General features: G+C 72.5%; 13 protein-coding genes. 10 read left to right on the plus strand and 3 right to left on the minus strand.

The annotated features are described in order from the left end of the window. On the plus strand, positions 1-888 hold the full coding sequence (locus tag PYS65_RS11655) for an urease accessory protein UreD (protein WP_279333879.1): 888 nt from the start codon (positions 1-3) through the stop codon (positions 886-888). Between the two features lie 288 nt (positions 889-1176). On the opposite strand, the gene PYS65_RS11660 is transcribed toward PYS65_RS11655, so the two are convergent. Then, positions 1177-1980: a nuclease-related domain-containing protein gene (locus PYS65_RS11660; protein ID WP_279333880.1), complete on the minus strand. Its 804-nt coding sequence runs from the start codon at positions 1978-1980 to the stop codon at positions 1177-1179. Between the two features lie 117 nt (positions 1981-2097). Between PYS65_RS11660 and PYS65_RS11665 the strand changes: the two genes are divergently transcribed. The 5 genes from PYS65_RS11665 (at position 2098) to PYS65_RS11685 (ending at position 6904) form a co-directional block, all read left to right on the plus strand. Then, positions 2098-2604 carry a protein-tyrosine phosphatase family protein gene (locus PYS65_RS11665; protein WP_279333881.1) on the plus strand — a complete coding sequence of 169 codons (507 nt, stop codon included), beginning with the start codon at positions 2098-2100 and terminating at the stop codon, positions 2602-2604. Positions 2605-2709: 105 nt separating this feature from the next. Then, a complete protein-coding gene (locus PYS65_RS11670) occupies positions 2710-3450 on the plus strand; it encodes an SH3 domain-containing protein (protein WP_279333882.1) in 741 nt (246 codons plus the stop codon). A 43-nt stretch (positions 3451-3493) separates the two neighbouring features. Beyond that, entirely contained in the window at positions 3494-4873 is a 1380-nt protein-coding gene (locus PYS65_RS11675) for an FtsW/RodA/SpoVE family cell cycle protein (protein ID WP_279333883.1), read from the plus strand. Then, positions 4870-6327 carry a penicillin-binding transpeptidase domain-containing protein gene (locus PYS65_RS11680; RefSeq protein WP_279333884.1) on the plus strand — a complete coding sequence of 486 codons (1458 nt, stop codon included), beginning with the start codon at positions 4870-4872 and terminating at the stop codon, positions 6325-6327. Before PYS65_RS11675 ends, PYS65_RS11680 begins: the two co-directional genes overlap by 4 nt. A gap of 67 nt (positions 6328-6394) precedes the next feature. Then, positions 6395-6904 carry a DUF3291 domain-containing protein gene (locus PYS65_RS11685; protein WP_279333885.1) on the plus strand — a complete coding sequence of 170 codons (510 nt, stop codon included), beginning with the start codon at positions 6395-6397 and terminating at the stop codon, positions 6902-6904. Here the strand turns inward: PYS65_RS11685 and PYS65_RS11690 are convergent. Beyond that, complete coding sequence (locus PYS65_RS11690; RefSeq protein WP_387036928.1) at positions 6901-7512, minus strand: Uma2 family endonuclease; 612 nt, start codon at positions 7510-7512, stop codon at positions 6901-6903. The two genes, PYS65_RS11685 and PYS65_RS11690, sit on opposite strands and share 4 nt — an antisense overlap. 212 nt (positions 7513-7724) lie before the next feature. On the opposite strand from PYS65_RS11690, the gene PYS65_RS11695 reads away from it, so the two are divergent. From PYS65_RS11695 to PYS65_RS11710, 4 genes are all read left to right on the plus strand, one after another. Then, positions 7725-8675 carry an AurF N-oxygenase family protein gene (locus PYS65_RS11695; RefSeq protein WP_279333886.1) on the plus strand — a complete coding sequence of 317 codons (951 nt, stop codon included), beginning with the start codon at positions 7725-7727 and terminating at the stop codon, positions 8673-8675. 35 nt (positions 8676-8710) lie between these two features. Next, a complete protein-coding gene (locus tag PYS65_RS11700; protein WP_279333887.1) occupies positions 8711-9364 on the plus strand; it encodes a TetR/AcrR family transcriptional regulator in 654 nt (217 codons plus the stop codon). 65 nt (positions 9365-9429) lie between these two features. Further along, positions 9430-9756 carry a hypothetical protein gene (locus PYS65_RS11705; RefSeq protein ID WP_279333888.1) on the plus strand — a complete coding sequence of 109 codons (327 nt, stop codon included), beginning with the start codon at positions 9430-9432 and terminating at the stop codon, positions 9754-9756. A gap of 102 nt (positions 9757-9858) precedes the next feature. Next, complete coding sequence (locus PYS65_RS11710; protein WP_279333889.1) at positions 9859-11124, plus strand: C40 family peptidase; 1266 nt, start codon at positions 9859-9861, stop codon at positions 11122-11124. Here the strand turns inward: PYS65_RS11710 and PYS65_RS11715 are convergent. Next, complete coding sequence (locus tag PYS65_RS11715; RefSeq protein WP_279333890.1) at positions 11085-12350, minus strand: styrene monooxygenase/indole monooxygenase family protein; 1266 nt, start codon at positions 12348-12350, stop codon at positions 11085-11087. The two genes, PYS65_RS11710 and PYS65_RS11715, sit on opposite strands and share 40 nt — an antisense overlap. Positions 12351-12355 lie beyond the last annotated feature (5 nt).

Consider the following 12355-nt stretch of genomic DNA (forward strand, 5'->3'; position numbering starts at 1 on the left):
GTGCATTCCGCACGGGCCCGGCTGGCGACCGAACGCGACCCGCGGCGCGGCGGAGGGCCGCCGCGCACCCGCGTCCGGCTTCTCCACTCGGACTGGCCGCTGATGCTGCGGCGCACCCTGCTCGCGGAGCGCGCGGCGGTCATCGACTGGGCGGAACGCGAAGCCACCGCCACCGGCGTCCATCTCACGGCCGGCGGTGCGGGCCCCTGCGGCGGAGACCGGCTGGGGCTCGAGGTACGGGTCGGTGCCGGCAGCACGCTCGTCCTGGGCGAGGTCTCCGCCACCGTGCTGCTGCCCGGCCCGCACGGCGAGGAATCACGTCTCCACATCGACATCCGGGTCGAGGCCGGCGGAACGCTGGTCTGGCTCCCCGAACCGGTGATCGCCGCGCACGGCTGCCGCCACCGCACCCGGATCCACATCGCGCTGGCTCCTGGGGCGCGGCTGCTGCTGCGGGAGGAGGTGTTGTGCGGCCGGTACGGTGAACAGCCCGGCGCCTTCCGTCAGCGGCTGCGGGCCGTGGTCGGCGACCGACCGCTGTACGACCAGGAGCTCGCCGTCGGGCCGGACGCGCCCGGCTGGGCGGGCCCGGCCGTCACCGCCGGCCACCATGCCATCGGGTCCGTCCTCGTCGTGGACCCCGCCATGGACCTCCCCACAAGTCCCCCCGCAGGCCTCCGCTCCGGCGGTGGCGGGGCCGGTGAGGGCACGGTCATGCCGCTGGCCGGCCCCGGCCTCCTGGTCGGCTCGCTCGCCCCGGATTCGACGACACTGCGCCGACGGCTCGACGCCGCCCTGGACGACATCCTCACCGGCGTCCTCACCGGCCGACCGGCCGAAGGGCTGTCCCGTGGCCCCCGGCCGGTCTCCGCACCGGCTCGCGGCTGAGGAATCCCGCGGCGGGCCGCCGACGGCGTCGAGGCGTACGCCAGGACGTCCGGCTCGAAGGGGCTGCGTCTGCCGACCGTGCCTGCGGGACCACGGCGATCTGCCGGCGTCCCTGCCGGACCCGGAGCGGGCCGGGGCGCCGCCCTGAGCGGGCCCGCGCCCGAGCAGGCCGTAGCGGTCCACGGCTGACCATCACGGCTGCCCATCGAACCGGACACGGCCGGGCCCGTCCGGTCCGGCTCTCCGGCCGGCCCGGACGGCCCCCTCGGCCGGTGCCGCTTGTCCCGTTCACAGTCGGGCCCACGTGTTCCGGTCCCGTGCCACTGCGTGCAGGGCCTCCACGTCGGCCGGTTTCAGCACTCCCCCCAGGCGACCCAGGCTCTCCACGTCGCCGTCCGTCAGGACGCGCACCTCGCGCGGCGGGGCCGCCACCGTCACATGGGACGCGCCGACCAGCACCAGCACCGGACGGACCTCCGCGGTCAGGGCGTACGAGACCCGGTCGGCGTCGGCGCGGAGACGGCGCAGCAGGGAACGTGGCTCGCGGCGGCCGAGGGCCACCTGTGGGTCGGAGACCGTCACCCGCTGCCTGTGGGCGTACAGGGCGTGGACGGCGTACAGCCCGCCGGGGCCGATGAGCAGGTGGTGGACGCGGTCGCCGCCGGGGAGCGGCACCGAGTGCAGGGTGCGTACGCCCAGGCCGTCCATGCGGTCCAGGGCTTCCCCCACCGCCTGCTCCGCCGTGAGTGCCTGCCGCCGCGGGTCGGCGCGGAAGCGGCGGGCCGGGCCGGGGTCGCGGTCGAGGGCGATCAGCAGGGCCTCGCCCGGGCGGTTCGGCGCGAGATCGTCGTCGGGGTGCAGGGAGAGCCGGGCCAGTTCGACGGGGGTGGGGACGGGGGGCGGGCCGACCGAGACCGGGCCGGTGAGGAAGGGGCCGAGCGCTTCGAGCGCATCCGCCTCGTGCTCCTCGCCGAGCACGTTGACCCTGGCCGACTCGCGGTCGTACCAGGCGAGGTTCCTGCCGTCCGGGAGACAGACGTACAGCCGCTCCTGGCCGTGCCGCCAGGCCGGTATGACGCGCAGACCGTTCATGCACCATCACCCCGTCTTCCATGGGAACAGGCGGGTGCTCCCGGGGCAAGAACCCGGATACCTTTGAGAGGACCCGGATGGTGATGTCGGTGATGTCGGTGACGTGGGGAGGCACCGTTGCACACCCGTAGGAACCAGCCCGATGTACCGGCGCCGGACAGTCCGTGGAACGAGATCGCGCCCGGTCTGTGGATGGGCGGGCACGAGTTCAGGGGCCGGTCCGGGCAGCTGGAGCCCGCGGTGGTCCGACAGGAGTTCGATCTTGTGCAGACACTGCTGCGGCTGCCGGGGCACGGGCCCGGTCCCGGGGTCGAGCACCATGTGTGGCCCATCCCGGACGGGCCGCTCGACGGAACGCAGCTCCTGGGGGTCATGCGGCTCGCCGAGGCGGCGTGCGAGGCGCTGGACGACGACCGCAAGGTCCTGGTGCGCTGCCACCACGGGTACAACCGCTCCGGCCTGGTGGTCGCGCACGCGCTGATGCGCCGGGGCAGCTCCGCCGATGCGGCCATCCGGCTGATCCGGGCCCGCCGTTCGAGCTGGGCACTGCACAACGAGCTGTTCGCCGACTACCTGCGAGCGGGGCTGACGACGGCCCGGCTGCTGGAGGAACTCGCCGAGTGACAGCGCCGTCCCTGATGGCGCACCCAGGCAGGCGGGTGTGAAGGGCTGCTCCTAGTGTGGCGATCAGTCACCTTCGACTCTTTCGCCACCATATGGAGGTACTGCATGTCCTCGCACTCCTCACGTTCGGCGCGCTCGTCCCGCTCTCCTCTCATCCGCCGGCTACCCATATCCCTGGCCGTCGGCGCCCTCGCCCTCGCGACCGCCGTCGTCCCCGCCGTCGCGAGCGACGGAGGGGGCGACGGCGACCAAGCGAGTTGGAGCCAGCAGGGCGGCAACGGCCACACCAACGGGAACGGCAACGGCAACGGGAACGGAGGCAACCAGCAAGGCGGCGGAAACGGGTACGGCAACCAGCAAGGCGGCGGAAACGGGAACGGCTACGGCAACAACCAGCAGGGCGGCAACAACGGCAACGGCAACCAGCAAGGCGGCGGAAACAGCAACGGTGGCAACAACCAGCAAGGCGGTGGAAACCAGCAGGGCCACGGAAACGGAAATCAGCAGGGCGGTGGCAACGGCAACGGCCACGGCAACGGCAACAACCAGCAGGGTGGCGGCAACAACAACCACGACGGGGGCAACCAGGCCGGCGGCAACCACGGCGACCAGGGCAAGTTCAAGGGCGTCGTCACAGCACCCTCGCTGGCCCTGCGCAGCTCGCCGGACCGCGGTTCACGCATCATCCGTTACGCCCACAAGGGCGAGATCGTCTCGATCTACTGCAAGGTCGGCGGGGGCTCCGTGCAGGGCAATTCGCTCTGGTACCTCCTCACCGACGGCACCTGGGCCTGGGGCCCCGCCCGCCACATCGACAACATCGGGCCCGCGCCACGCTGGTGCTGACGGGCACACCACGTAAGCCGTCTCATATGGGTAGGTTCCGCACATGAGCAAGGCCGGAATCTCCCTGGCGACGGCTGATCCGCCCACGCCCGCCGCTCCCCTCCCCCGGCGCCGTGGCATCGAGCTCGTCCTCATCGTCCTGGCCGTCCTGTTGTCGGTGTTCGGCTACTGCGCCGTCGGAATCGCGAGGAACGGCTCCGTCCCGCCCGGCGCCGCCGGTTACGGCGCCGGGCTCGGCGTGCTCGCCCTGCTCGCGCATCTCGCGGTGCGCTTCCGGGCCCCCTGGGCCGATCCGCTGCTGCTGCCCATCGCCGTCCTGCTCAACGGGCTCGGTCTGGTGCTGATCTACCGGCTCGATCTGGAGACACCCGGCGACCGGGCCGCCCCGACCCAACTGGTGTGGTCGACGCTGGGAGTGGCCCTGTTCATCACGGTCGTCCTGCTGCTGCGCGACCACCGGCTGCTCCAGCGCTTCACCCGTGCCTGTGCCGCCTCGGCGCTCGTCCTGCTCGCGGTGCCGATCCTCTTCCCGGCGGTGAACGGGGCCCGTATCTGGATCCGGGTCGCCGGGTTCTCCATCCAGCCGGGCGAGTTCGCGAAGGTGCTGCTCGCGGTGTTCTTCGCCGCGTACCTGGCGCAGAACCGGGCCGCGCTCACCTATGCCGGCCGCAGGGTCTGGCGGCTCCAGCTGCCCACCGGCCGGGTGCTCGGACCGATCGTCGCGGTGTGGCTGGTGAGCGTGGGTGTGCTGGTACTGGAGCGGGATCTCGGCACGTCGCTGCTGTTCTTCGGCCTGTTCGTCGTCCTGCTGTACGTCGCCACCGGCCGCACCGGCTGGCTCGCCGTCGGCCTGCTGCTGGCCTCGCTGGGCGCGGTGGCCGTGGGCCGGCTGGAACCGCACGTGCACAGCAGGATCGAGACCTGGCTGCATCCGTTCGCCTCGATCGAGGCGGGCGAGGGCCCGAACCAGCTCGCGCAGTCCCTGTTCGCCTTCGCGGAGGGCGGGCTGCTCGGCACCGGGCTGGGGCTCGGGAACTCCGTCCTCATCGGTTTCGCGGTCAAGTCCGACTTCATCCTGGCCACGGCGGGCGAGGAGCTGGGGCTGGCCGGACTCTGCGCGATCTTCCTGCTGTACGGGCTGCTGGTGGAGCGCGGCTACCGCACGGGGCTCGTGCTGCGCGACCCGTTCGGCCGGCTGCTCGCCGTGGGGCTCGCCGCGCTCGTGGCGCTCCAGGTGTTCGTCATCGCGGGCGGGGTGACCGGGCTGATCCCGCTGACCGGGATGGCGATGCCGTTCCTGGCGCAGGGCGGTTCGTCGGTGGTCACCAACTGGGCGATCGTGGCGTTGCTGGCCCGGCTGAGCGATTCGGCACGGCGCCAGGGGGACGGGTGCCTCCCAAGGGACGGAGGTGCCGGGTCGTGACGCGGTACATCCGGCACGCCGCCGTCTTCTGCGCGCTGCTGCTGCTCGCCCTGCTGCTGAACGCCCTGCGCGTGCAGGTGCTGCGGGCCGACGCCTACGAGGGCAACCCGGCCAACCGCCGTGACGCCATCGCCCGCTACGGCCAGCCGCGCGGCGACATCCTGGTCGACGGCCGCCCGGTCACCGGGTCGCGGGACACCGGGGAGCATCTGCGCTACGAACGGACCTACGGAGCCGGGCCGTTGTACGCGCCGGTGACCGGGTACGCCTCGCAGGAGTACGGGACGACCCTGCTGGAGGACACGGAGGACGGGCTGCTGTCCGGCACCGACCCGGTGCTCCAGCCGTTGCCGCTGTGGAACGACTTCACGCGCTCGCGCAACGCGGGCGGGAACGTCGTCACGACGATCGACCCGGCCGCGCAGCGGGCCGCGTACGAGGGGCTGCGCTCGCGCAAGGGCGCGGTGGCCGCGGTGGAGCCGTCGACCGGACGGATCCTGGCGCTGGTGTCCGTCCCGTCGTACGACCCGGAGCTGCTGTCCGGGAACGGTACGGCGGCGCGCGGCGCCTGGGAGCGGCTGAACTCCGATCCGGGCCGGCCGATGCTGAACCGGGCGGTGCGGCAGACGTACCCGCCGGGGTCGACGTTCAAGGTGGTCACCGCGGCGGCGGCGCTGGACGCGGGCGCGGTCACCGACCTCGACGCGCCGACCGACTCCCCCGACCCGTACCTCCTGCCGGGGACGACGACACGGCTGACGAACGGGTCCCGGGGCTGTACGGACGCCTCGGTGCGGGAGGCGTTCACCTGGTCCTGCAACACCGTGTTCGCCAAGCTGGGCGTGGCCACGGGCCTGGCGGACCTGACAGCCACGGCCGAGGGCTTCGGCTTCAACGAGGACGGGCTGCGGATTCCGTTCCCGGTGGCGCGCAGCACCTTCGACACCACGATGGACCGGGCGCAGCTCGCGCTGTCGTCGATCGGGCAGTACAACACGCGGGCCACCCCGCTGCAGATGGCGATGGTCGCGGCGGCCGTCGTCAACAACGGGCAGGTGCGGGAGCCGTATCTGGTGGAGCGGACGACCCGGGCGGGCGGCGGCACGGTGTCGACGGCCGGCTCGCGTCCGACGCGGCGCGCCATGTTCCCGTCGACGGCGCTGCGGTTGCGGGAGCTGATGCGGGGGGTGGTGGAGGGGGGCACCGGCACGAACGCCGCCATCCGGGGGGCCGTGGTCGGCGGCAAGACCGGCACCGCCCAGCACGGCATCGGCAACTCCGGTACGCCGTACGCCTGGTTCGTGTCCTGGGCACAGGCCGACGGAGAGGCGGAGGCGAAGGTCGCGGTGGCGGTGGTGGTGGAGGACGCGGCGGCGAACCGCCGGGAGATCAGCGGCGGCGGAACAGCAGCGCCGATCGCCCGGGCGGTGATGGAGGCGGTGCTCAACTCGTAGGAAAAGAAGCCCACTTGCTGAGACGTGGACTACCGGAGCATTCCGTTCCCGGCTTACCGTCCGGTTCATGACCGAAGCCGAGAGCACCCACGAACTCGCCCAGGTGAACATCTCCCGCCTCAAGGCCCCTGTGGACTCACCACGGTTGAAGGACTTCGTCGACCACCTCGACCCGGTGAACGCGGACGCCGAGGCCGCCGACGGCTTCGTCTGGCGTCTGAAGAGCGAGGAGGGCAACGCGACGGACATACCGGTCTTCGACGACGCGTGGCTGATCATCAACATGTCGGTGTGGCGGAACACCGACGCCCTGACCGCGTTCATGTACCAGGGACGGCATCGGGAGATGCTGGGCCGGCGGCGGGAGTGGTTCGAGCAGGTGCGGGAGGCGATGACGGCCCTGTGGTGGGTCCCGAAGGGGCACCGCCCCACGGTCGCGGAGGCCGAGGCACGGCTGCTGCACCTGCGCGCCCACGGCCCGACCCCCTACGCGTTCACCCTCCGGACGTCGTTCCCGCCCGGCGCGTCGACGCCGGTGACTGGCGAGGTGCCGGACGGGCCGGGCTGCTCGGCCTAGCGGCGGCGGTCGACGGCGGTGAGGTCGATGTCGACGGGGAAGGGGACGGTGAGCTTGAGGCGGTTGTGGAAGATGCCCATGGGCACGTACGCCTTGGTCGCGGCGTCCAGCTCGTAGACGTAGACCACGGGGAGCCCGTCGCTCTCCTCAACGCGCCAGAAGTGTGCGATACCCGCGGCCGCGTACTTGCGGGGCTTGGCCTCACGGTCCCGCTCCACCGAGTCCTTGGAGACGACCTCGATAGCGATCACCACGTCCTCCGGCCGGTACCAGGTCTGACTCGGGCCGGTGTCGGCGCCTGCCCGGAACACCAAGACATCGGGCTCCGGCCGATTGCGCTGGTTGAGCTTGACGGTCATCTCACGGATGACGTCAAGCTCGTCCGGCACCTGAGCCAGCAGGGCGTTGTCCAGCAGGCGAATGACACGGGAGTGGAAATTGGTCTGCGGACTCACGAAGACAAGGCTCCCGTCAATCAGCTCCGTGTGCGGAGGCAGGTTGGGAAGCTCGTCGAGGTCGTCCGCAGTCCAGCCGCCCTCGGGCGGACGCGGCCACTGGTAGTCGTCGTCCAGTTCGGAGTCGCGTACGGCGCTCATGATTACTCCCATGCGCTGGAGTCTGACCGGCACAGTCAGCCTACCCAGGGGGAACGCCGATTTGCCGCTCCATGAGGTGATCCGGAGGGCGCGCCATTGACGCCCGCGAGAAGGGAGCCTCTGTCGACAAGCCGATCCCAGGGGATTGACGGGCCTGCTGACAAGCAGTCTCATAAGGGAGGTGAACCGCCGGTGACCCGATACACCCGCGAGGTGGAGCCGCCATGACACCCCAGAATCGGACCCTGACGGAAGCCGACGCGCTCGACGGGCTGCGCGACGCGCTCGGCCTGCTCAAGGACCGGGAACAGGTGGCCCAGCGACTGCTCGACGCCTCCGCCAGGCACTCCTTCGACCCGGACGCGGAGCTGGACTGGGACGCCCCGTTCGAGGAGGGCAAGTGGTTCTGGCCGCCGGAGCTGGTCTCCCTGTACGGCACCCCGCTGTGGAAGCGGATGGGAGAGGAGCAGCGCATCGCGCTCTCCCGGCACGAGGCCGCGGCGCTCGCCTCGCTCGGCATCTGGTTCGAGCTGATCCTGATGCAGCTGCTGGTGCGGCACGTCTACGACAAGGCCGCCACGAGCGCGCATGTGCGGTACGCGCTCACCGAGATCGAGGACGAGTGCCGGCACTCCAGGATGTTCGCCCGGGTGATCACGCGTGGCGGCACCCCGTGGTACCCGGTGAGCCGGTCCCACCAGCAGCTGGGGCGGCTGTTCAAGACGGTCTCCACCACGCCCGGCTCCTTCACGGCGACCCTGCTCGGCGAGGAGGTGCTGGACTGGATGCAGCGGCTGACCTTCCCGGACGAGCGCGTCCAGCCGCTGATCCGGGGCGTCACCCGCATCCACGTCGCCGAGGAGGCCCGGCACGTCCGCTACGCCCGTGAGGAGCTGCGGCGCCAGATGGTGACCGCGCCGAAGTGGTCGCGGGAGTTCACCCGGATCACCTCCGGCGAGTTCGCCCGCGTCTTCTCGGTGGCGTTCGTGAACCCCGAGGTGTACCCGAACGTGGGGCTGGACAGGCGCGAGGCCGTCGCCCAGGTCAGGGCGAGCGGGCACCGGCGGGACGTGATGCGGCAGGGGTCGAGCCGGCTGACGGAGTTCCTGGACGACATCGGCGTGCTGCGCGGGGTCGGGCGGAGGCTGTGGAAGTCGTCCGGACTTCTGGCCTAGGCGGCCGCCGGAAGCGGTTGGTTACGCTGCGGGGCATGACCCCGCAGGCTCCCACCCCCGCCTACCGGCGCCTCGGCGTCGAGGAGCGGCGCAGTCAGCTGATCGACGCCGCGCTGTCCCTCTTCGCCCACCGCGCGCCCGACGAGGTGTCGCCGGAGGACGTGGCGGAGGCGGCCGGGGTGTCGCGCCCCCTGGTGTACCGGTACTTCCCGGGCGGCAAGCAGCAGTTGTACGAGGCGGCGCTCAGGTCCGCCGCCGACGAGCTGCGGCACTGCTTCGACGAGCCGCGCGAGGGTCCGCCGCTGCCCCGGCTGTCCAGGGCCCTCGACCGCTATCTCGCCTTCGTCGACGGGCACGGCCCCGGGTTCAGCGCGCTGCTGCAGGGCGGGAGCGTCGTGGAGACCTCCCGTACGACCGCCGTCGTCGACGGTGTGCGCCGGGCCGCCGCCGAGCACATCCTCGGCCATCTCGAAGTCACCGAGCCGGGGCCCCGGCTGCGGATGACCATCCGGATGTGGATCACCGCCGTGGAGGCGGCCTCGCTGATCTGGCTCGACGAGGACCGGCTCCCGCCGGCCGACGAGCTGCGGGACTGGCTGGTGGAGCAGTTCCTGGCCGCCCTGGAGGTGACCGCGCGGCGGGACGCCCAGACCGAGGCACTCGTCCGGACCCTGCTGACGGACGCCTGACGGACGCCTGACCCACTGCCGCCGCCGGCGGACGGCCCGCGTGGGGCATGGCCGACACTGGAGGCGTGAAGAGTCAGGACACCCCCTTCGAGGGCGGACCCATGGACGGGCGCGTCCTGCCCGTGCTGCTGGGCATCACCGGGCACCCGCCCAAGACGTACCGCATTCCCGTCCCGGCCCCGGACGGCGGCCCGGCCACCGTGCTGGTCTACCGGCGGGTGCCCCGGGAGCGGGGCGGGCGGATCGGGCTGACGCGGGGGTGGAGGTACCTGTACGACCCGAGCGGGGCAGTGGGCGGCCGGCCGCGGTGGCCGTGGTCGGGGCGCGTCCGCGAGCCCGCCGCCGGTCCGGACGCCACGCCGGGTGGCAAACCGGACGACGCCGTCGGGTGACGTCGTTGCGCCGAACCGCGCACACCCGGCGAGCGGGCCCGGCCGGGCCGCCGGATGCTCACGGTGCGGAGCGGAGGAACCGCCCGCGTCGGAGGTGATGGCATGTCAGTAATGCTTCTGCGTCTGGTGTGTACGGCGGCGGTCACGGCCGGGACCGTTCTCGCGCCGGTGCCCGCGACGGCCGCTCCGAAGCCGCCGGAGAGGGCCGCGGTACGGCCCCCCGGGGCCTCCAGGAGCGACGACGGCGTCCCCGGACCGCCCGCGGGCACCGCGGCCGCACCCCGCGAGCGTTCCGTCGCCGAGTTGTTGACGGACCTTCAGCGGCTGTACCGCGCGGTGGGGAGGGCCACCGAGGCCTACGAGGCCACCGAGGAGCGGCTGACGGAGCAGCGCGCCGAGACCCGGCGGCTGGAGAGCGCCCTCGCCCGCGCCCGGCTCTCCCTGCACGACAGCCGGGGCGCGGCCGGACGGCTGGCCCGGCACCAGTACCAGAACAGCACCGGGGTCTCCCCGTACGTACGGCTGCTGCTGGCACGCGATCCGCAGCACGCGCTCGACCAAGGGCATGTGATCGGGCGGCTGGCGCGCAACCGGGCGGACACGGTGGGCCGGCTGGCCGGCGGTGAGAAGCGGGCCGACGTGCTCGCCCGGCGGGCCCGCAGGGCACTCGACGTCCGGCTCGCCCTCACCGAACGGCGCAGGAAGGAGCGGGACGCGGTGCGTGAGCGGCTCGACGAGGTCGAGGAACTGCTCGCCTCGCTCAGCCCCGGGGAACTGGCCGCCCTCGCCGCGCGGGAACGGGCCGAAGTGGCCCGGGACCAGGCGGAGTTCCTGGCCTCCGGCGCCCTGGGCGCACCCGGTGCCTCCGGTGCCCCCGGCGGCGGGCGCACCCCCTCCGCGGCGGGCGGCCGGGCCGTGCGGTACGCGGTGGAGCAGATCGGCAAGCCGTACGAGTGGGGCGCGGAGGACTCCGGGGCGTACGACGGTGCGGGGCTGACGTCCGAGGCGTGGGGTGCCGCCGGAACGCCCGTCCCCCGGACCAGCCGGGAGCAGTGGGCCCGGCTGGAGCGGGTCGCGCTGGACGAGCTGCGGCCGGGCGACCTCGTCGTGTACTTCCCCGAGGCCACGCATGTCGCCCTCTACCTGGGTGACGGCATGGTGGTGCAGGCACCCCGGCCCGGCGCACGGGTCAAGGTCTCCCCGATCGCGGCCAACCCGGTCCTGGGCGCCGTACGCCCCGACCCGGCCGGGGAGCCCCTGCGGCACCATGTGCCGCCGGAGCTCCCCGAGGGGGCGACCGAGGGACCCGACCAGGGCTACGCGCGCGCCTACGCGCCGCCCGCCGCTCCCGAGACCTCCGCCAGGTAGGCCCCGGCCTTCTCCGGGTCGTAGAAGAAGTTCTCGAGGTCGGCCGGGTCGTCGAAGCAGTTGACGAACCGGTCGGCGACGGGCTGGAGGCTGCCCGCGGCGCCGAGCACCTCGAGGACGTGCGCGGGCGGCGGGGCCAGCATGGCGTTGGTCCACTTGGTGACGTGCTGGGCGGTGGCCCAGTAGCGGTCGAAGGTCTGCCGCATCCACGCCTCGTCGAACGGCTGCTCACCGTGCTCGACGATCGAGGCGAGGTAGGAGGCGGCGCACTTGGAGGCCGAGTTGGAGCCCTGGCCGGTGATCGGGTCGTTGGCCACGACCACGTCGGCGACGCCGAGGACCAGGCCGCCGCCGGGCAGCCGGCCGACGGGGTTGCGGACGGTCGGGGCGTAGCGGCCGGCGAGGGTGCCGCCGGCGTCGGTCAGTTCGACCTTGCTGGTCCGCGCGTGCTCCCAGGGGAGGAACTTCTCCATGAGTTCCAGGGTCAGGGAGAGGTGCTCCGCCGGGTCCTTGACGTCCTTGAAGGCGTCCAGCGGGCCGCCGGGTATGCCCTCCCAGAACAGGATGTCGGCACGGCCCGACGTGGTGAGCGTCGGCATGATGAACATCTCGCCGACGCCGGGGACGATGTTGCAGCGGACCGCCTCGGTGTCCGGGTGCTCCGGACGCGGGTCCATCCCGTGGACGTAGGCCACCGCGAGCGCCCGCTGCGGCTCGGCGTACGGGGAGCGCGAGGCGTCCCGGCCGAACATCTGCACGAGCTCGCCCTTGCCCGCGGCGACGAGCACGAGGTCGTACGTACGGGAGAAGTAGTCCAGGTCGCCGACGGCCGCGCCGTGGATGACCAACTGGCCGCCACGCTGTGCGAACGTGTCCATCCAGCCCGCCATCTTCACCCGCTGGTCGACCGACTGCGCGAACCCGTCGAGCAGGCCCAGCCAGTTGATCGCGCGTTGCGTCGGGCCCGGGTCGTGCGAGCCGGGGGCCGCGACCGAGACACCGAGCCCCTGGATCTTCGGGGCCTGGGACTCCCAGAAGTTCAGCTGGAGATCGCGCTCGTGCTGCAGGGCCGTGTGGAACATGCACTGCGTCGACATCACCCGTCCGGTGCGGATCTCGTCCGCGGTCCGGTTGGACATCAGGGTGACCTCGTACCCGTGCGACTGAAGGCCGAGGGCGAGCTGGAGACCGGACTGACCGGCTCCGACGACGAGTATTTTCCGCATACGGG

Origin of the sequence: Streptomyces cathayae (assembly GCF_029760955.1) — a bacterium.
Lineage (GTDB): Bacteria > Actinomycetota > Actinomycetes > Streptomycetales > Streptomycetaceae > Streptomyces > Streptomyces cathayae.

Coding starts and splice junctions, on each gene's coding strand:
- PYS65_RS11660 (WP_279333880.1), bottom strand. CDS start 1,980: ATGAACGGTCTGCGCGTCATACCGGCCTGGCGGCACGGCCAGGAGCGG.
- PYS65_RS11670 (WP_279333882.1), top strand. CDS start 2,710: ATGTCCTCGCACTCCTCACGTTCGGCGCGCTCGTCCCGCTCTCCTCTC.
- PYS65_RS11675 (WP_279333883.1), top strand. CDS start 3,494: ATGAGCAAGGCCGGAATCTCCCTGGCGACGGCTGATCCGCCCACGCCC.
- PYS65_RS11685 (WP_279333885.1), top strand. CDS start 6,395: ATGACCGAAGCCGAGAGCACCCACGAACTCGCCCAGGTGAACATCTCC.
- PYS65_RS11690 (WP_387036928.1), bottom strand. CDS start 7,512: ATGGGAGTAATCATGAGCGCCGTACGCGACTCCGAACTGGACGACGAC.
- PYS65_RS11695 (WP_279333886.1), top strand. CDS start 7,725: ATGACACCCCAGAATCGGACCCTGACGGAAGCCGACGCGCTCGACGGG.
- PYS65_RS11700 (WP_279333887.1), top strand. CDS start 8,711: ATGACCCCGCAGGCTCCCACCCCCGCCTACCGGCGCCTCGGCGTCGAG.
- PYS65_RS11710 (WP_279333889.1), top strand. CDS start 9,859: ATGTCAGTAATGCTTCTGCGTCTGGTGTGTACGGCGGCGGTCACGGCC.
- PYS65_RS11715 (WP_279333890.1), bottom strand. CDS start 12,350: ATGCGGAAAATACTCGTCGTCGGAGCCGGTCAGTCCGGTCTCCAGCTC.